At 43.7% G+C, this 18,658-nt stretch carries 24 protein-coding genes; 18 read left to right on the top strand and 6 right to left on the bottom strand.

Going from position 1 to position 18,658, the window contains the following annotated elements; all coding sequences use genetic code 11:
* Window positions 1-34 precede the first annotated feature (34 nt).
* From QUA25_RS22285 to QUA25_RS22275, 3 genes are read left to right on the top strand one after another with little or no spacing between them, the layout of a single operon-like run.
* A complete protein-coding gene (locus QUA25_RS22285; RefSeq protein WP_333041317.1) occupies window positions 35-772 on the top strand; it encodes a hypothetical protein in 738 nt (245 codons plus the stop codon).
* A gap of 38 nt (window positions 773-810) precedes the next feature.
* Window positions 811-1,293, top strand: coding sequence for a DUF1822 family protein (locus tag QUA25_RS22280; protein ID WP_333041316.1), 483 nt, complete (start codon window positions 811-813; stop codon window positions 1,291-1,293).
* A gap of 8 nt (window positions 1,294-1,301) precedes the next feature.
* On the top strand, window positions 1,302-1,577 hold the full coding sequence (locus QUA25_RS22275) for a hypothetical protein (protein ID WP_333041315.1): 276 nt from the start codon (window positions 1,302-1,304) through the stop codon (window positions 1,575-1,577).
* 79 nt (window positions 1,578-1,656) lie between these two features.
* On the opposite strand, the gene QUA25_RS22270 is transcribed toward QUA25_RS22275, so the two are convergent.
* Window positions 1,657-2,424 (bottom strand): hypothetical protein, encoded by a 768-nt coding sequence (locus QUA25_RS22270; RefSeq protein ID WP_333041314.1) that lies wholly within the window; start codon window positions 2,422-2,424, stop codon window positions 1,657-1,659.
* Window positions 2,425-2,527: 103 nt separating this feature from the next.
* On the opposite strand from QUA25_RS22270, the gene QUA25_RS22265 reads away from it, so the two are divergent.
* The 11 genes from QUA25_RS22265 to QUA25_RS22215 all read left to right on the top strand — a co-directional run bounded on the left by QUA25_RS22265 (window position 2,528) and on the right by QUA25_RS22215 (window position 7,863).
* A complete protein-coding gene (locus tag QUA25_RS22265; protein ID WP_333041313.1) occupies window positions 2,528-2,905 on the top strand; it encodes a hypothetical protein in 378 nt (125 codons plus the stop codon).
* Between the two features lie 114 nt (window positions 2,906-3,019).
* On the top strand, window positions 3,020-3,343 hold the full coding sequence (locus tag QUA25_RS22260; RefSeq protein ID WP_333041312.1) for a hypothetical protein: 324 nt from the start codon (window positions 3,020-3,022) through the stop codon (window positions 3,341-3,343).
* A 35-nt stretch (window positions 3,344-3,378) separates the two neighbouring features.
* Complete coding sequence (locus QUA25_RS22255; protein ID WP_333041311.1) at window positions 3,379-3,714, top strand: hypothetical protein; 336 nt, start codon at window positions 3,379-3,381, stop codon at window positions 3,712-3,714.
* Window positions 3,704-3,937 carry an HNH endonuclease gene (locus tag QUA25_RS22250; RefSeq protein WP_333041310.1) on the top strand — a complete coding sequence of 78 codons (234 nt, stop codon included), beginning with the start codon at window positions 3,704-3,706 and terminating at the stop codon, window positions 3,935-3,937. The genes QUA25_RS22255 and QUA25_RS22250 overlap by 11 nt, the downstream gene beginning before the upstream one ends.
* Window positions 3,938-4,248: 311 nt before the next feature.
* On the top strand, window positions 4,249-4,473 hold the full coding sequence (locus tag QUA25_RS22245; RefSeq protein ID WP_333041309.1) for a hypothetical protein: 225 nt from the start codon (window positions 4,249-4,251) through the stop codon (window positions 4,471-4,473).
* Between the two features lie 17 nt (window positions 4,474-4,490).
* A complete protein-coding gene (locus tag QUA25_RS22240; RefSeq protein ID WP_333041308.1) occupies window positions 4,491-4,880 on the top strand; it encodes a hypothetical protein in 390 nt (129 codons plus the stop codon).
* A 32-nt stretch (window positions 4,881-4,912) separates the two neighbouring features.
* Window positions 4,913-5,167: a hypothetical protein gene (locus QUA25_RS22235; RefSeq protein ID WP_333041307.1), complete on the top strand. Its 255-nt coding sequence runs from the start codon at window positions 4,913-4,915 to the stop codon at window positions 5,165-5,167.
* Between the two features lie 54 nt (window positions 5,168-5,221).
* Window positions 5,222-5,470 (top strand): hypothetical protein, encoded by a 249-nt coding sequence (locus QUA25_RS22230; RefSeq protein WP_333041306.1) that lies wholly within the window; start codon window positions 5,222-5,224, stop codon window positions 5,468-5,470.
* A gap of 37 nt (window positions 5,471-5,507) precedes the next feature.
* Window positions 5,508-5,876: a DUF7694 domain-containing protein gene (locus QUA25_RS22225; RefSeq protein ID WP_333041305.1), complete on the top strand. Its 369-nt coding sequence runs from the start codon at window positions 5,508-5,510 to the stop codon at window positions 5,874-5,876.
* A complete protein-coding gene (locus QUA25_RS22220; protein ID WP_333041304.1) occupies window positions 5,876-6,193 on the top strand; it encodes a hypothetical protein in 318 nt (105 codons plus the stop codon). Before QUA25_RS22225 ends, QUA25_RS22220 begins: the two co-directional genes overlap by 1 nt.
* A gap of 554 nt (window positions 6,194-6,747) precedes the next feature.
* Window positions 6,748-7,863 carry an RNA-guided endonuclease TnpB family protein gene (locus QUA25_RS22215; protein ID WP_333041303.1) on the top strand — a complete coding sequence of 372 codons (1,116 nt, stop codon included), beginning with the start codon at window positions 6,748-6,750 and terminating at the stop codon, window positions 7,861-7,863.
* 116 nt (window positions 7,864-7,979) lie between these two features.
* Here QUA25_RS22215 and QUA25_RS22210 read toward each other — a convergent pair whose 3' ends face one another.
* A complete protein-coding gene (locus QUA25_RS22210; protein WP_333041302.1) occupies window positions 7,980-8,102 on the bottom strand; it encodes a hypothetical protein in 123 nt (40 codons plus the stop codon).
* A gap of 243 nt (window positions 8,103-8,345) precedes the next feature.
* On the opposite strand from QUA25_RS22210, the gene QUA25_RS22205 reads away from it, so the two are divergent.
* Window positions 8,346-8,618, top strand: coding sequence for a thioredoxin family protein (locus tag QUA25_RS22205; RefSeq protein ID WP_333041301.1), 273 nt, complete (start codon window positions 8,346-8,348; stop codon window positions 8,616-8,618).
* Between the two features lie 10 nt (window positions 8,619-8,628).
* Window positions 8,629-9,171, top strand: a complete 543-nt coding sequence (locus tag QUA25_RS22200) for a heavy metal-responsive transcriptional regulator (protein WP_333041300.1) — start codon at window positions 8,629-8,631, stop codon at window positions 9,169-9,171.
* Window positions 9,172-9,274: 103 nt separating this feature from the next.
* On the opposite strand, the gene QUA25_RS22195 is transcribed toward QUA25_RS22200, so the two are convergent.
* Window positions 9,275-11,233 carry an AAA family ATPase gene (locus tag QUA25_RS22195; protein WP_333041299.1) on the bottom strand — a complete coding sequence of 653 codons (1,959 nt, stop codon included), beginning with the start codon at window positions 11,231-11,233 and terminating at the stop codon, window positions 9,275-9,277.
* Window positions 11,234-11,829: 596 nt separating this feature from the next.
* Here QUA25_RS22195 and QUA25_RS22190 point away from each other — a divergent pair.
* Both QUA25_RS22190 and QUA25_RS29560 read left to right on the top strand, forming a co-directional pair.
* Window positions 11,830-12,039 carry a hypothetical protein gene (locus QUA25_RS22190; protein ID WP_333041298.1) on the top strand — a complete coding sequence of 70 codons (210 nt, stop codon included), beginning with the start codon at window positions 11,830-11,832 and terminating at the stop codon, window positions 12,037-12,039.
* Window positions 12,040-12,768: 729 nt separating this feature from the next.
* A complete protein-coding gene (locus tag QUA25_RS29560) occupies window positions 12,769-16,803 on the top strand; it encodes an NACHT domain-containing protein (RefSeq protein ID WP_445242247.1) in 4,035 nt (1,344 codons plus the stop codon).
* A gap of 181 nt (window positions 16,804-16,984) precedes the next feature.
* Here QUA25_RS29560 and QUA25_RS22180 read toward each other — a convergent pair whose 3' ends face one another.
* The 3 genes from QUA25_RS22180 to QUA25_RS22170 all read right to left on the bottom strand — a co-directional run bounded on the left by QUA25_RS22180 (window position 16,985) and on the right by QUA25_RS22170 (window position 18,612).
* Window positions 16,985-17,929 (bottom strand): GIY-YIG nuclease family protein, encoded by a 945-nt coding sequence (locus tag QUA25_RS22180; RefSeq protein ID WP_333041296.1) that lies wholly within the window; start codon window positions 17,927-17,929, stop codon window positions 16,985-16,987.
* Window positions 17,919-18,080 (bottom strand): hypothetical protein, encoded by a 162-nt coding sequence (locus QUA25_RS22175; RefSeq protein WP_333041295.1) that lies wholly within the window; start codon window positions 18,078-18,080, stop codon window positions 17,919-17,921. Before QUA25_RS22175 ends, QUA25_RS22180 begins: the two co-directional genes overlap by 11 nt.
* Window positions 18,081-18,204: 124 nt before the next feature.
* On the bottom strand, window positions 18,205-18,612 hold the full coding sequence (locus tag QUA25_RS22170) for a tyrosine-type recombinase/integrase (RefSeq protein WP_333041294.1): 408 nt from the start codon (window positions 18,610-18,612) through the stop codon (window positions 18,205-18,207).
* Window positions 18,613-18,658 lie beyond the last annotated feature (46 nt).

Below are 18,658 nucleotides of genomic sequence, written 5' to 3'. Positions count from 1 at the left end.
GCTTCAACATCAATAAAACACGAAGTAGCAAATAATGTTAGACCAACAAAACCCTAGAGAATATGATGCGGTACTCGGCAATCAAGTCTTAGTTCCGATCGATACTGATACTGCGGTGCTCGGAGGTTTATTCGGTGTCAGGAACCGTTTAGCATCAGGTAATATAGCATCACAAATTGGTGCTATGTCTGAAGCGTGTCGATATGGTGAGCCTGGTTTTGATTTGATAGTTCAGTTTTTGAGAGATAACTGGAACTCGATCGGTCCAAAAGTAAAGGTCGCTGCAAAAGATAGAGTTTCTGAAATTTTGAATAAGACTCTAATTACTGATAATGTAGGGTGGTATCTTATTTCACATCGACAGATTCGCATTGAGAATAAAATAGATACTTTGGAATTAGCTTGTGAGAAACTTCTTGATTACATACATACCGTCTACCTAAACACAAAATGGTATCTAGATGGAGGATACATCTATGTTTCCTTTTCTCAAATTCACGATCGGAATTGGGCTAGAGGTAACAGAAAAACGCTAAATGATTCGATCGACTATTTGGTTCAGATTCTCACAGCCGAAAAGCTAAGAAGAGTCCGAATCTTACAATTTGCTTACGCTCAAACTTATTATGATGTTTCGTTGGCTCATCAAAAGGAAATATATGGAGCCAAATTTGTCAAAAACATTAAATCTAGATTGGCGAGTCAAAGCATTTATCATAGTTTACTTCCTTGGTTTGAAGAAGAATTAGAAAAATTAATTGCGTCAGGTTAATGCTTCGCATTTAGACTGTGATTTCTCAATCACAGAATATGAAAGACAATTTGACGGAATTGCCGATCGACCAGCAAGTCTACAATTTAGCTTTAGGTTATGCCTCAGAACAAGCAAACCTACAACATGGGCTGAAAATTTTCTACAATACAATGACAGTTTGGGCAGTGAATTATCTTCTAGGGCGGATGAACTTTGAAACCCTGATAGATAAAGATGATGATTGGACTGTGGGAATTGAATCAGCTTTAGAATTGGCTGACGTAATGTTGCCCGGAATCGGAAAAATTCAATGCTGCCGAATTGATGAAGGAGAAACACGAATTATTGTTCCAGCCCAAGACGATCGCATTGCTTATATCTTTGTTGAATTACCGGGGTCAGTAGAAAAGGTCAAACTTTTGGGCTTTCTCCCGGCTGCCGACATCCACGGCGATACTGTCGAAATTTCAGTTACCAACCTTCAGTCATTTGACCGCTTATCTGACTATTTGGAAGCTATTCAATTACAAACTGTTTAAGGAGAACAATGGCAACTTTAAAAACTTTGATGATGTCTCTGGCAGGGAAGCCCAAGCCTGATCCAGCTCAAGCGGTTTGGATCGTTAACTGCCCCCCGCCAGAACAGGATGATTTTGCGGGAGCTATCGGACAAGCTGAATGTCAACTGGAAGATAAATTCCGATTCGACAGAGAGGGCGTTTATCTTGGCACTACAGCTTCCTTAGCGGGTGCCGTCGCCCATCTCACTGCTGAAGAAATCGATCGGGATTGGCAATCTGTTTGCAGGATGATGAATTGGTAATGAAACCCCGTGCCTTGGGTATAGCCGAAGTATACCCAAGGTATAAACTCAGCAGCGCAGTGACGGGAGTAGCGCCCCGTCAAGCGCGTTGTAATGTAACTCGCGGCGTTAGCGGAGCCCTCGAAGAGGATCGCTCCTGATTCATGAAATCTTGTACCTCATGAGTCAGTCTCTGGGCTTCTTCAGCGCTCAGGGAATCTTGATCATGATCATTCAGGTAATCAGCGAAGAATGCTGCCGTTACATAACTTTGCCAGACAAACATTTCGTTTTGGGTTCCGGCAATGGGACTATCGAAGCTTTCGCCTACATGAAATACCGAGTTATCTTCGGGATTTCCATAGAATTTAGCTGATTCTTCTTTCATCGGAGTGCTAAAAACTCTGTAGCGTTTCCTAACTACCGATGTTAAATGGGTAATTGTCACCCCTGGCGGTGGATTATTCTTATCTCGGTAGTTGCCTTGGTTCATCCAGGCATAGAAAGCATCTATGTTCCCTGATACTTGATATCGATCGCCTTGCTCACTATGATTTCTGTACTCAGACAGTAGCATTTCCTTGAATAACTCAAAAAGTTTTTCATCTGATTGGTTCACTGAGAAACAGCATTTCTTCAAGAGTTCGTTGCAGTCTGTCAGAACTTGGAAAGCATCTGTTACCTTGGTATGAACTGACAACGGTTTACTGCTTACTATGTTAGAGTTCTTTCTTCTGATTCCTAAGTAAACTGTATGTCGATCGCTTATTACTGCTGGAGCAAGATAGCATCCAATAATTAAATTTTCAGACTCAGGTTTAAATCCAAATCCTACTGCTTTTTGTCGTCTCCGTTTCGCTTCACCCATATTTCCTCACTTTGAAACTCAATATTATTCTATTTTAACGCTATTCTTTACTTAGCGAACATTATCAGCTTCGCCCTAAAGTAGTGATTTAGCGGATCGTATTATGCACAGCCCAGATTTTTCAATACCTCAAGAAGTCGAAAAGCAACTTAGAATATGTCCTGTAATTGAAGAAGCTTCATGGATTAACGGTGAAGGTCAGCTCGTACCTTGTGAGGTCAATCATGAAGTCGTTGCCCCCCAATTTTTAACTGGCAAAGCAGAGAAATTGATTTGCTTCTCTCGACAAAAGTATGTGACGATCGGTTTAACTCCAATCAAACTCTTTCTAAACAAGGATAGTGCTTGGGAAAGTGCTTGTCTTGATGCTGTTTCTGAATTAGGTTTATCAAATACTCCGATTATTTCTAAGTCGATCGTTACTCAAGTCATTAACAAAGCTACACTCTTGATTCAGTCTTTAAATTGGTGGTTGATATAATAACGGTTTTTTGTTTCTTGTTTCTAGAAATGTTTCTGGTAATGTTTCTAGTAATGTTTCTAGCAAATAGTAAGATTTTGCTTCGCTTGTGAGGGTTTGAGATGGAGGTAAATAATGCTAGACTTCGACAGAGAAAATGGTACTTGGACAGGTAAAGATGGCAAATTGGTAAAATATACAAAAGAAACTCGCCAGCTTAATAGTCACGATGATTGGAGCGAGTATCATCTGCAAATTACCAAATGGCCAAAAACTACATCAATTGAGATTGTAGTAATGAGTGGCGATCAAGGATATGACTCTGAGAGCCGATGGTCACGTTCCGAAGTACATCGGCTAATTAAACTGCCTCATGCAGAATTTGAGGCACAAAGAGATCAACTAATTGAGAAAATCCTCAAATTAGCAAATGAACAATTTGGGCATCTAACACTTTAAAAGCGCATATCTGGGTCGTTCCCAGAACTCTTATCATGTACGACCAAAGCAAGATAACGCTAGGCAAAACCATTAAAAATGCTCGACAACAGCACGGTTTTAGCCAGAAAGATTTGTGTAAATTGCTGATTGTGCCATCAGACTGTTTTCAGACGATCGACCGCTGCCTGCTCTCAAAAATAGAAAATAACCGAGTCGATGTGCGATCGAGTGAGTATGACTGGCTGATATCCAGAATTGCTGGAATATTTGCCCTCGATGTTGTTTGGCTTGAAGAAATCCGTCAGCAAACTGAAGTTGAACCATTCGATTTGAGCAAAGCGCTAGCCGTATTTCCCGTTTACTTCAATCAACAACACTATGAACTATAAAACAGTGTATCTGCATCGGGTGGTGGCGGAACAAAACATCAATCGTAAGCTCAGGCCCGGTGAAGTTGTTCATCACCTGGACGAAGACAAGTCAAACAACTTACCAGAAAACCTGGTGATTTGTTCTAGTCTTTCTGTTCACGGACGATACCATGTCCGTTCTCTGAGACAGAAACTTGAAGCCGATCGACCTCTGATTCAAGTAGGCGATTTGTGGCTTTAAATCAACAGCTTGCTCAAATAAGTTATTCGAGTTCCAGTAAACCATTTTGGGTATTTCCATAAAAAGACAACACATCGTTCTGACCGTCACAACAGCTTTGACCCTCGTAACAGCTTTGACCAGTCGTTTGTTTACTGGTGTTCCAGGGAGTGAAACTGGACAAACCGAAGTTGACCAATATCGGGCGTGAATACGATGAAGAGTCCTATCTGATCGGCATTCAAATTGAAGAACTAGAAGGCAACCGCCAAAAGTCACAGTAATTCTTCAGTAATGCTTCGCTGTAAGGTAGTGTGGTTTTTTTCAATGCTATGAACTTAGAACAATTAGTTCGATTTCTGAAATATGAAGCCGATCTCCCTACCTTTTTCCAGACTTCTGCCAACTATTACTACCACAATCAAACACTACCTTCAGAGATTGAAACTCAGAAAATTAAGGTAGTTTTAGCCGTCAGCGATCAAAAAGAAGGTCAGCAGCCAAAGAGTAATGATCCACTCTATCAACAAGCCTATCAAATCGCTCAGTCTATCTAGTTGGAGCTGATAAGTAGATGGAAGGCATTAATATTTGGTCTGGCTCTGATATGGGAATTGGTGCAGCTTTGACCAATCCCACAGAGCTAGCTTTCCGAAAGGGCAACATCAAAAAGCGCTACCCGGTAGTATTCAGAGACGTGAATTTTCCTGATGCTGAAGCTGCATATCAAAAGCACAAAAGTCGTGATTTGCAGGAATCGATCGAGATTATGACGGAAATCATAGTCTGTAAATTACAACAGCATCCACGACTGTTTGAAGAAATTACCAAACGAGGCGGTGTTGAATGGCTTAAGCAATGCCGTCACATTGTTGGAGTCAAGAATAGCCGTTGGGAAGGCATAGGATTAGAAAGCAATTTCATCCTGTGCTTGGTATTTGCTTATCAATTGTCTAGTGAATAGCAGGATTGCCGGGTCGCTCCCGGTCTTAAATTATGTCTCTACCTAACCCTCGGTCTAAGTTTGACATCAAGTTTGCGATTGTTCAGGCGAGTTATTGGGTTGGTCATGCTACTGAATATGGCATCGTTTATTGGTGGGTCGAGCTACGAAGATGGACTCAAGAATTTGAAGATGCTTATTTGTTTGATACTCGATCGGCTGCTGAACAACGCTTAGCTGAAGAGAATCGTATTTCTGAAGAGGCTCAGATTAATTCGATCGTCCCGGTTAAGCTCTATCGTGATTAAGTTTGAATGCTTCGCTTTGAGTTAATGACTTTAATCAGTTAAGGAATGAGATTTATGGCAATCACAGTCGAACAAATCAAGTTAATTGTTGCGGGTTCTGAAGAAACTCTGCGACTTTTGCAGAACCAGCCAGAGTATCAGGCGATCGAACAGAGCGAGAATTTTGTTACACAGAATGAACTACGTTTGGCGGATGCTATTCAGGCACTGAGTGAAATTTATCAGGCAATTACTGAATCTGAATGCGATTTAGTCAGTGCTGTCGTTAGTTCACATCTACCCCCCAACGGAATTTCTTACTAATTAGTCAGCGCATTGCCGGGTCGCTCCCGGCAGTCTCATGAAATCTACAACTGTTAAATGGAATCCCCCCACTGCTGAAGAGTTGCCGTGTAATTGGTCAGTTCAGGCGATCGGAGCTGATGGCGGAGCTTATAAAAGTCGTGACGGTTTGATTGTAATAATTTCTTGTTCGATCGAAAAAGACGGCAATTCGTGGGTTCATCTCTCACTGTCTCGGAAGAAATCAGTTCCAACTTGGATAGATTTGGTCAAAGTCAAGGAGATTTTTTTGGGTGCGGACGCTTTGGCACTTCAGATTCTGCCTGCTCGATCGGAATGGGTAAATGTTCATGAGTTCTGCCTCCACCTTTATCAATGCCTTGACCAACGACCAATCCCTGATTTTCGGAAACTAGGAACAATTTAATGACACTCGATCCAAATGACATGAGAACCTACCCGGTTCAACAGAAACCATGCAAAACTTGTCCGTTTAGTGGTGAAAAACCATTACCCCTCTGTCCATCAGATTTGGCAATATACTACGAAAACTTGATGGGCAATGGGCAACACATTTGTCATAGTACAAATAACACGAAAATCTGTCGCGGTGGCAGAGACATTCAACTAAAATGGCTCTGTTCGATCGGTTTCTTAGCTGAGCCGACTGATGAAGCTTTCAACGAAGCAGTAAACTGGGCATTGAAAAATAAGGAGTCAGCAACGTCAACGACCCATCACTAAATCTTAGATTCTAGTGAGGGCTTGAGAAATCAAGTCCATAGTTGACCCGTCTAAGTTCCTTGAGAGCTAAGTTATCCAGGTCACAGCACCCGAGAATGCTTCAACAGTTCTCGGCTCTGCTGTCAGTCATTAAACGTCCGATTTGGGTTTAGGCAGTGTGACTGACCTCGACACCGCCTAGATAACATTGACCAGTTGAACTTTACCCTAGCAATAGGAGCTTTCAAATGCCCAATAGAAATGCAGTTTTTGTAATTGATGCCGATCGCCTGTTGCCGGGGAATGTACCGGGGTTGGACGATCGGTGAAGCAACTGTTGGCAAAATATTCTTACCGGAAAACTGGGTTTAAAGCCCCGTCCTTCTAGGACGGCTTTTCCTCTTTAAGTTTATCAATCCAGTCCTCTACAAGTTGGGTCATTGTTTTTTCTTTCTGTTTGGCAATTCTCCGCAACTTCTCTAGCCGACTCACGACAATGCGAATACTTAATCTTTCTCTGACCATTTGGCTACCCAATTGCTACCTATTATGTTATCATAGTTAGCAGGAAAACATTGAAGTTCAAGCTATATCAAAGCAACCAAAATAAACACCTCACGCGAAGTATCAATGCTGCGGGAGTGATTTATAACCATTGCATTGCACTTCACAAACGGTACTACCGGATGTGGGGTAAGCACTTGAATTGCAGCAAACTTCAACGTCATATCGCCAAACTCAAAAAGCGTAAAGCATTCTGGCAACAGGTTGGATCTCAGGCTGTACAGGATATCTGTCAACGCATTGAGAAAGCCTACCAACTGTTCTTCAAGCATCACAAGAAAGGAGTTAGACCGCCCGGATTCAAGAAAGTTCGCAGATACAAATCGTTCACTCTCAAGCAAGCTGGCTACAAATTCTTAGGCGGCAATCGAATTAAGATTGGAAATCGCGTTTATCAGTATTGGAATTCTAGAGAGATAGAAGGGAAGGTTAAGACGTTAACCATTAAACGCACGACCTTAGGAGAGTTGTTCATGGTTGTGGTCGTTGACAGCGTTAAAGAGCCTGAAACCAAAGTCGAGACGAGTAGAATCGCTGGCTTTGATTTCGGCTTGAAAATGTTTCTCACCTGCTCAGATGGAACAAAAATTGAATCACCGCAATTTCTGAAACAATCCCTCAGCGCTATCAAGAAAGCAAATCGTCAGCATTCCAAAAAACGGAAAGGCTCAGCGAACCGAGAAAGAGCAAGACTTAATCTAGTTCGCAAACACGAGGACGTAGTGAATCGTCGCTCTGATTGGTTCTGGAAATTGGCTCACGAACTAACTGATAAGTTCGACGTGCTGTGCTTTGAGACGTTGAATCTAAAAGGAATGCAACGACTTTGGGGGCGTAAAATCTCAGACCTTGCATTCAGCGAATTTCTCCCAATTCTCGAATGGGTTGCCAAAAAGAAAGGAAAACAAGTAGTTTTCATCGACCGTTGGTATCCATCTAGTAAGACTTGTTCGCATTGTGGACACGTTCTGAAAGAGTTGGATCTGTCAGTTCGTGAATGGCGCTGTCCGTCCTGTCAAAAGGTGAATGATAGAGACGAGAATGCAGCTAAAAATATTTGTGCGGTTGGGGCATCAACCGTTAAGTTAGGTGATGTTAGACAGGCTATGCCTGCAATTGCTGTCTGAGCTTAGAATCCCTTCGCCTTTAGGCAGGGGAGTATGTCAATAACCACGATCGCTGCAATCATGTTTCGCTTGTGGCAATCGTGGCCGCATGAGTTTGTGGTGTTAAGTGTCTGGCCTCAAGGCGCGTTTTGGGTGTTTGTTGGGGGATTAGTCGGCTGCACTTCCAAGTGGGGTGTCGAGCGAGTCTTTTCCCGTTGCTGATAATTATCGTTGCGAACCATCGCCTCAAACCGAATCATTCATCCATCCGCATTCTGGGCAATCCCAATGCACCGGAGGGATTTCGGGCGTTGCTGAATACAAGTATGAATTCCAGATTTCCCAATTGCTATAAGCCAAGTATGGTGAGTTCTGTAACATCAAGCGAAAAGTTGATTCATACCCTGATTAAGCAACGCCTAAAAAACTTTCCCAGCCCCCTTGACATTGAAGTCGGGTATAGGGTTTAGGCTAGTTTCAGAGTTCAAAAGGAGAAGTTTGAGATGGCAAAGCGTATAGTCGAAGTCTTTACGGCTGGGTGTCCTTTATGTGATGAAACCGTTAAGTTGGTGAGGGAGTTAGCCTGCCCGAACTGCGAGGTGCAGGTGTACGACCTACGCGAGGGTTGCGCTACTAATGAGTGCCGTGAGAAAGCAAACCAGTACGGCATTCACCGCGTCCCTGCTGTTGTTGTAAATGGCAAGCTTGCTGAGTGCTGCTCCAACCAGACTCCAGTATCCCGCGAAGCACTTGTGGCTGCTGGCATTGGGCAATGATAGAGCAAGTATGGGGAAGGAAACTATCTTTCCCCATCACCACAACAAAGGAGATGGTACGAAAGTGGAACAAGGTCTATTGATAGGTGATTTGGGCAAGCAAGTAAATCTCCCCACTCAAACGATTCGCTATTACGAACGCTTGGGACTACTCAAGCCACCTGAGCGAACACAGTCACAATATCGTATCTATTCAGAAGAAACGTTAGAACGTCTGCGGTTTATTCAAAAAGCTAAGCACTTCGGACTTTCCCTAGATGAGATCAAAAAGCTCATTGACATCAGCGCCCAAGGTATTCCTCCCTGTGCAAGCCTTAAGGCAATGGTAAAGCAGCATCTAGATGAGTTGGAGTGCCGTATTGAGGAAATGGTTGAATTTCGCCAGGATTTGGCTAATCGGTATTCAAAGATTGAGGCTTTGGTTGAAGAAGAGTCAACCACACCGAACAATGTCATCTGTGGTAGCACAATCTGTCGGCTGATTGAGCAAGAAAACGATACCCCCCCAAACATTACCAGCGAAACAGTTGTTAAAGAGCGTCTTAAGCGTTGATATGCGATCGCACTCATGGATTTTGGGCATGGCGGGGGTGTTGGGGTTTTGGTTTGGGTTTAGTTTCCCAAAAATGGGGGTGTTGGGAGCGATCGCACTCGCGTCAAGACACCGTTGCGTTACCCGCATCAAGGATACCTCGCAAAAATTGGGCTAGCTCGGCAAAGTGCTCTGGGTTATTTTCAAGCAACCATTCTGTAAGCATGATTGAGTGTTTGGTTTTCCTAAACTTGACCCGCGCGAACGATAACTCGGCAAACAGCACATCGAGCAGTTTGGCTGCGTTAATATTTTTGTCAACGTATTGGGGATTTAATAGCTCATCTGGAGTAGCATCTTTAGGGAAACAATCCTTCTTCTCCTTCAACTTATCTTTATTGCTTTCCAGCCCTTCTCGAACTGCTTCGCTAGTAAGAGCGTGTTCTCGTCCCGCATCGTCTCGATTGAGAACGGCTGCTATAGCATCGGGATGCAGCAGGTAATTTTCATACATACACCTTTCGAGAAAATGAACTGCTTCCGAGCTTCTTTTCTGCAAATCCGCGCGATCCTGTTCAGTTCTATTTTCCCGGTCAAACACAAATCCAACAGCAGGAGGGTACAAATTATTCCCACCGCTGAGCCGTTGGTATAGGTCAAACATAACATCAACAAAGTGAGCTTTCTTTCCCAATAAATCCCCCGTGTTTTTGATGCTGACAATTTTAGTTCCTGTCAAAAGTTCGGGAGCTAGCTCGGACAATACGAGCGGGAAGCACAGTTCCTCGGTCGGCCCTTCCACCCACAGAATGCTATCGGCACCGAAAACATCAGACAAACTCACCCCCAGTTCGGCTAATAGAGAGCGCTGTTCCTTAATATCTTTTGCATTCATCGCTGATGCTTGGGTTTGGCCGTCCTCATATCGAAGCTTCACGATAGTTGAGGGATTGGCAGCGGAAATAATCTCGGCCGAATGAGTGGCAATAAAATATTGGTGCTGCGGAAACTCCTTGAGGATTTGTATCAGCTTCTTGGCCGCCCCTGGATGCAAATAAGATTGGGGTTCGTCAATAATAATCGGTCTGGGTTCTGGGGAAGCCAGTATCGCGTAAAGAATCGCCAGCACTTGACCGGTGCCAGTCCCGCAGTCTGACAAGGAAAATGCCAAATCCTTTCTATTGCTTTCGGCGGCTTTCGCGGGCCAAAGCAATATTTCAACAGGGTTGGGTTCCCGAGAGTGCTGCTTCGATAGAATTTGAGTTGAAACTGACGCGAACTGAGGAAACATGGTAGAAACATAGTCATTGAAACGCTCGTACAGCTCTTCTTTACCTTGCGACTTTAATAAATGAATAACTTCGGCTAGGTTTGAAGCCCTTGGATTAAGCTCTTCATTGTTTCCGACAGAGCATTTTCCAATGAACCGCTGGGCTTGAAGTTGGGAAACGCAGTTTCTGAATTCGTAAAAAAGTGTTACGAAAAAATCTTCACTTGTATAGCTAGAGTCTATTTCATGAGTTTCTTGGTAAAATGTAAAACGACCGCTTTCGTCTTTTTTAAGAAGATTTCTGTTTCTGTTCCTTGAAAGTCCCGACCATGTTTTACTTGGTTGGTAGTATGTTAATTCAATAGCCGGATCTAAATCTTTGATTGAAATGTTATCCCGGTTTACTGAATTAGCTGTTAATTTTGAAACACTTAACTCTACATCATTGGGATTGTCCATCCAATTTTGGAATAAAACAAGCACTTCGGATGGGGGTAAGAACGAATCGCGAGCAGAAGATAATTCTACATAGCAGTCTGCTGATAAATCATCGAAAAGGCGATTAATTTCTGCTTTTGTGAAGATTAAAGTTAATTTAGCGGTAGATTCTCGATTCGGCGTTGAATTGGGTTGCGGGAACGTTTCGATAGTGCGGTGCGGGCTTGTCTCAAAGCTCAGGCTCAGAGCTTCCAGCAGCGCTGTTTTGCCTGAATTGTTGGCTCCCACAATAATGTTGATGCCAGGTTGGAATTCTAATACCCCAGAATCCCGGAATGATTTGTAATTAAGTAACTGAAGACGGGAGATGTACATAGCTGTTTCTCGGGGCAAACTTTAATCAATAAGCTAGCGCAGTTGTAGAAGCGATCGCACTTCTGGTCAGTTAATTCCATTCGGGAAGTATAAATCGTCACCGGGCAGCCGCCGCTCGATAACTTCTTGCCGATACTCCAACATAACCGAATCAACGAATTTACCAAACCGCACATTGTACTCTCTTTCAGTGCGCTTGTGGCTAAATGCTGCATCAGCCCGCGGTTCGATAGATTCTGCTATGCTAGCTTACACTAAAAACCGACTTCATAACTTCAATTGCATCGACTTTGTACCCACCGTCGGGTAACTGGTAAACGTGAAGGTTTACTAATCAATTAATTGTTTTTTGGGTGAAAAAATTAGTTGGGTGGCTACCGAACCCAGCAAGTTCGGTTTTCTGCACCGCTGTACTGCACGCCTCAAACAAACGTTCGATGTCCCGAAGCAGCTTGTTCGCCAGCCATCGCGTAGAATGCTAAAGTTTTGCCTATCGTATCAAATTTTTCAGGGTGTATTTTGTAAGACAATGGCAATATGTTACACAAAACCGAAAACAGTTGCTAACATTGTAAAAAAGCGTTAAGTACCTTCTTATGGCAACCGTTTTTATCGGAGCCAGAATCCCGCCCGCGCTCTCGGAAAAACTTTCGGAGTTCGTTAATCGGGTGGGCGTAACTAAGTCCGAGATTTTGACAGCGGCGTTGGTTCAGTATTTGGGTGCAACAGAAGATTTGCCATTGAGTCAGCGGATGGTGGAGTTAGAGAAGCGGATGACCGCGCTAGAAGCTAGGTTTTACGGCTAATTCAGCATTTTTAAATAGGAGTCGATCGGTGAGCAACCCAACAGGTTTAATCGCTATCTCTGGCTGCGATAATGCCAACCGGATTGGTGATGTTATTTTCGTTCACGGACTCGGTGGCGATGCGCGAGGGACATGGCATCCCGCAGGGAAACGCGATGATAACAACTTCTGGCCGACTTGGTTAGGAGAAGAATTAACCGATATGGCTATTTGGTTGTTGGGGTACGAGGTAGAACCCTTTAAATGGAAGGGCAATACCATGCCGTTGGTGGATCGGGCGACTAACACTTTAGCCGTTCTCGACTCCCATGCAATTGGCGATCGCCCCCTAATCTTCATTACTCATAGCTTAGGGGGGCTGTTGGTAAAGCAAATGCTGCGCCACGCTTTGGATTATGGAAATCCTGAATGGAAGATAATCGTCGAGGAAACCAAAGCCATTGTTTTTTTATCCACGCCTCACTCCGGCTCCAATATGGCGAATTGGGTCAAGTATATTGGTGGAATTCTCCAAGCCTCTGTCAGCGTTGACGAGTTAGAAGCGCATCATTCCCGGCTGCGCGAACTGACCGAAGTGTATCGAAATCACGACTGGCTCAGTCAGATTCCCATACAAGTCTACTGTGAGAAGCAAAAAACTTCTGGGTTTCTGGTTGTGGACGAAACTAGCGCTAATCCTGGCATACAAGGTGTAACGCCTATTCCAATGGATGATGATCATCTTTCAATTTGCCGACCTTCGTCGCGAGAAAGTTTGCTTTATCGGCGAGTCAGGGAATTTATAAAAAAAAAGTTACCTTCTTCCAACCGTCTCAGACCATCAATCAGACTATCATCAATCAGGGCAATGCAGCGTTAGCTCTAAACAATTATGATGTTTTATTAGCTGCTGTAGACACAATTAACAGTTGCTACTTCTCTCGCCTACAGAAAGAAGCAATTGCAGGAAAAATAATTCTCAGAGATGAGGTAGTTCCTATTGTGGATAAGCTCACCTCACCAGAACATAAACGCGGTATATTAGTTACAGGTCAAGCCGGAGTTGGTAAAAGTGGTGTTATACATCAAACTATGGAAGCACTTATTCAAAAAAGTGTGCCACTCATAGCTTTTCGGGTAGATCGTTTAACTCCAACCCAGTCACCCAATCAAGTTGGAGAACAGTTGGAAAACTTACCGACTTCTCCTGCTCATGTTTTAGGTAACATTGCACAGGGGCGTGATTGTGTTTTAGTTATAGATCAGCTTGATGCGGTGAGTACAGCTTCTGGTCGCATTTCTGATTTTTTTGATTGTATAGAACAGATCGTAGATCAAGCTAAAGACTATCCGAAGATGCGTCTGTTGCTAGCTTGTCGCAAGTTTGACTTAGATTATGACTACCGATTGAAGCGTTTAACGGGTGAAAAGGGAATTGCTGATATGGTATCAATTAATCCCCTATCTCATGAAAAAGTGCAAGAGGTTGTTGCACAATTGGGATTAAATAGCATCTCCCTTAACAAAAAGCAATTAGAGCTGTTATCCATTCCTCTGCACCTAAGATTGCTAGCAGAAGTTGCAGAAGGCTCAAAAGCTAATGTCCTCAATTTTACAACAGCTAAAGATATATATGATAAATTCTGGGACTATAAAAAGGATATTATCGACAGACGCGGTAATTATGACCATTGGACAGATGTGATATACACTCTTTGTGATTCTATGAGCAAAAAGCAGAGGTTATCTGTCCCAAAAGCTCGTGTGGATCGATATGGAAAAACGGCAGAATTAATGACATCTGAGCACATCTTAGTTTCAGATGGACATCAGTATTCATTTTTTCATGAAAGTTTTTTTGACTATGCTTTTGCACGTCGATTTGCAGGTAAAGAGGAAGAACTATTAAATTTTTTAGGGAGTGGGGAGCAGCAACATTTATTTCGACGCGCTCAAGTTCGGCAAATTTTGGTTTATGAGCGGGATGCAGAGCGCGATCGCTATCTTGTTGACCTCCAAGCTTTAATTACTAGGCCGAACGTCCGCTTTCACATCAAGAAGGTAGTATTTGCCCTGCTTGCAGCGCTAGATGACCCCACACCAGAGGAGTGGGAGATTATTGCCCCGCTAATAGGTAACCAAGCCGATCCCATCACGCAACAAGTTTGGCAAACCTTGCGTAGTTCTGTTTATTGGTTTCAACTGCTAGACTCGCTAGGATTAATAGAACAGTGGCTCAGGGATGAGAGCGAGGAACGTATCGAGCAAACGGTAACACTGCTATCTATTATGCAGAGGCAGATACCGGCTCAGGTGGCTGAGTTAGCAGAGCCTTTTATTGGTGTATCAGAAGCATGGCACGATCGGCTCAACTACCTTATACAAAGGGCAGAAATTGTTACTGAGCGTCGTTTTTTTGACTTTTTCCTGCGACTTATTCATGCAGGAATTCTTGACCAACCACGAAGAATAATCAATTCCCATCACGACTTTTGGAGGCAAATTTATTCTTTACGTCAACAGCGTTCAGACTGGGCTTGTGAAGCTATTAGCTGCTATCTCAATCGGTATTTTAATTTAAGTCTTGCTGCTGGACAACCCAATCTCTTCGATCGCAACTCTGGCGCTCTACCTCAAAGCCAATTTGATGAACAGATTGTAATGGCAAGCGCTCGTCAAGCCCCAAGAGCGTTTATTGAACACTTATTTCCTTTTATGCTGCGCGTAATAAAGTTAACATCCATACGGGAAAATAATCCACCTTGGCCTGATTCAGTCTGGTATTATATACATTATGGTGAAGGCTATGACATTCATCATGCCTTATTAACCGGGATGGAAGAGGCGCTATCTGATTTGGCTGCGAACTGTCCTGAAGATTTTTCCATCCTCGCAGAGCAACAACTTCGTAGCTCTAATTTTGAAACAATCCAGTTTCTGTTGATTCGTGCTTACACTGCGAATGGAGAAAGATTTGCCGATGAAGCCATCGATTACCTCTGCGAAAAACCTGTACGACTTCAAACAGGATACTCAGCGGGTAATGGAAATACTCAGGCTGCTCCCTATTGGGCTACCCGACAGCTAATAGAAGCAACTACTCCACATTGCACTGAAGAAAAGGTGTTACAACTTCAAGCAATCATTCTTGATTACTACACTGATTATGAAAAAAGTTACATGGGCCGTCAATTTCGAGGTTATCCGCAGCTAGTTTTATTAGATGCTATCGCTACCTCTCGACGCACAGACGCAATAAATCATCGGCTACAAGAATGGAAGCGCAAGTTCACAAGCTTAGAGTGGCTGAAACCTCTAGGCCAAATTGAACCCCCAAAGTCAAGCGAAGCTTGGTTGGTTGGTTCTCCAATACCTGAAAAAGCAGCAGACAAAATGACTGATAAGCAATGGTTAAAGGCTATTGCTCGTTATGATTACAATCATGTTGCGACTCGATTTCAGCGGACGGGGCAAATAATAGGTGGAGCTTATGACTTATCCACGCTTTTAGAACGTCAAGTAAAAAAGGAGCCTGTACGCTTTGCTAAATTAATAGGGCGGTTTCCAGATAACACAAATTCATCTTACTTTGATGCAGTTTTACGCGGTCTTGCAGAAGTTGAGCTAGATATTGAGACTGCTTTTATCGTATGTCAGCGTTGCCACCAATTACCCAATTATCCTTGTGGTCGTTCGATTAGTTGGCTGATTCGGAAATTAGTTGATTCCCCCTGGCCTGAAGAGGCTTTTGATATTGTAACTTGGTATGCCTTAAACGACCCTAGTCCCCAACAAGAGTCTTGGCGCACTAAGACTTCCAATGGACAGGTTTACTGTGATGATATTTTAAGTGCTGGAATTAATTCGACACGAGGTAGTGCTATAAGCGCAATTGCCCAACTAATTTTTGCGGACAAAAATCGCGCCTCTTATTTTCAACAATCTCTGCAACAGATAGTTCAAGACTCTTCGATTGCTGTTAGATCCTGTGTGGCTCAAGCACTAAGAGCAATGTTGAATTATGACCGAGACTTAGCTGTCAGCTTGTTTCAGCAACTTTGCGATACCGAAGATGCACTTCTTGGAACTCGGACTGTTGAGGATTTCTTGTGCTACGCTTTACAAACGCATTTTGAAGTGCTAGCATCGATTGTTGAACGGATGATTATGTCTCCTATACCGGAAGTAGTAAAGGTTGGGACTAGACAAGCCTGTAGAGCAGCTTTAATTATCGAAGAGGTACGTTGGCTGGCAGAACTTTGCCTGTCTTGTACAGAAACTCATCGAATCGCTGCGACTGAGATATTCGTTGCCAACTTTCGTCAAGCACACTTTCGTGAATTTTGTGAAGATGTTTTAATTAAACTTTTCCAAGATTCGGTTGAACCAGTGCGTTCTCAAGCAGCTAGGTGTTTCTTACATTTTGAGGGAGATGAACTGGGTGATTACATCAGTTTAGTGGAGGCATTTGTTGATAGTCCCGCATTTTTTAGTGATGACTACAACTTAATCCATGCCTTGGAAGAGACAACAGCTAAACTTCCCGAGGCTGTTACTTATCGAGTGTGCAATCGCTTTATAGAAGGCTTGAAATCGGATGATGCTGATGTCAGTCAGCGTGGAAGGCTTGAAGCAGACAAAGTTAGTAAATTACTCCTGCAATTATATAGTCAAAGTAAAGACCAAGAGTTACAGTTGCACTGTCTTGACCTGATTGATTTTATGACTCAGATGGAAGTTTACGGATTAGCTGAGGCGCTAATGCAATATGATTATGATAGATGAAAGCGATTATAGTAGTTCTTGGGTAGAGGAGGTTCGCACTCAAACTTAAAAAGCTTGGCAACAGGCTTGTTTTGGCATACTCTCGCACAGCTTCATCGAAGGCAGCTTGCTTTACAGAATCCACAACTCCGTGGCCGATCAACTCAACCATTGTTCGGTGGCAAGAGTTAGAAGTTCGCAATCATCCTTTCATGTTTGTTGGGCTATGATGATCACAATTCCTCCCCCCACCGATCGCATCTAACTCAACCTTACTCAGCACTTTGGGTTTCATCCCATACAAATCATTCAGCACAGCCTTGACATCAGGAAACACAAAATACTCTGTCAGCTTGCCAATGCGATAATTAAAAGCTTTGTACCGGTGTTGGAAGTACAGCTCCACATTCCCCCGATGTTCCCAAAGTCCCAGCAAATTAACAACCACATCCGAGTAATGCGCTTTCACATCCCGCTGCACTTCCGCGATGCGTTCCTCGATCGATCGAGTAGTAATTCCAATTTTGTAGAACGTATTCCCGTCCGCTTTTACTTCAAGGAAATAGAGCGAATTCACCAAAATCCGACGAAGCTGCGCTCGATAAATCAGCAAATCAGCCCGCCGTTCATCCAAGCAGGATAAACCCGCAGCTTCAGCAATCTCTACAGAGCCTTCCAATGAAGCCAGTTCCGACAGCAGCAAAGGTTCTTGGACTTTGTTGAACAGCGCCAGGGAAAGAGCACCCACCGGGATTTTACCCAAGTCGGTAAAGTGATAAGTGCGATCGCCTTCCGACTCCAGCAATCCTTTCAACTGCCATCGAAAGTTTACCAAGTCTTTGGGAATCGATCGCTTTTGGGCCCCGTACTCTTTCCACAGCACTTTCAATTGCTCTAATTCCTCACCTTTAAGTCGCACGTTGAAGTTATCGTAGAGGGGAAGCGATGGAAACGCTTTGGTTTTAATCCGCTGCGAAACGGGCTTGCAAGTTTCCCCGGTGTGCGCGAAGTGATGTTCTTTCACGGAACCCTTTTTCGCTGTGAGGGAGCCTCCGCAGTAGAGGCAAGCGAGGTTAGTTTTTCCGCGCACAACCTCATCAATGCTCGCCAGTTCGCCACTGGGAGCAACACCAAATTTAAGCCACATAGTCAAAAGTTCTCCTAAAAGCAGGTTTTCGTAGATGCACCTGCTCCACACGATCGAGAATTGTAACAAATCCAGGAGTGAGAACTTCTGGCGGGCGTGAGTAAAGCGATCGGCACTCGATGCTGTTGATGCGTGACTTTAATCCTTGCATTCACCAAAATCTAAAATCTAAAATCTAAAATTGCTCGTCACCAATCGGGAATTTCTTCAGTCCGAGTCTGATAGGTATTGTGACAGTTGCTCTCTCGCTAACGGCACAGCGGGCAATTCATGCTCTACACCGGGATGTGTCTTTTCCGGTGTAGGAAAGCAGGGAAAGAGAGGCGATCGCTCCCCTGACTTGATCCGGCTTCACCTCTTTCGTAGTGCTGCAATTGTTCGAGGTTGTTGTGACCGCTGATTTCTTGAATAATCCGCAGCGGGATGCCGATATTGCTCATCTGGGTGAGAGCCGTTCTCCTAAAACTGTGGGTGGATGCTCCCTCGATGCCGGTTTGCTCGAACGCTTCTCTCAAAATCTGATCCGCTGAGTTGGTGTGCAGATGCTTCCAATGGTGGGAAGAATGCCGGCCGGGGAATAAATAAATCTGACCCGCGTTGGGTTTCCAAGATGTCAAAAGCGATCGCAAATCTTCAATGACCGGAATCGTTCCTGACGGGGTGACAGGTTGCCTGAAAATCATACAGTCCGGCAATCCTAGACAAATCGCCTAGAAAAATATAGGGTAA

This window comes from Microcoleus sp. Pol17C6 (genome assembly GCF_036701145.1).
Taxonomy (GTDB): Bacteria; Cyanobacteriota; Cyanobacteriia; order Cyanobacteriales; family Microcoleaceae; genus Microcoleus.
This window is presented reverse-complemented; position numbering and strand designations above follow the sequence as displayed.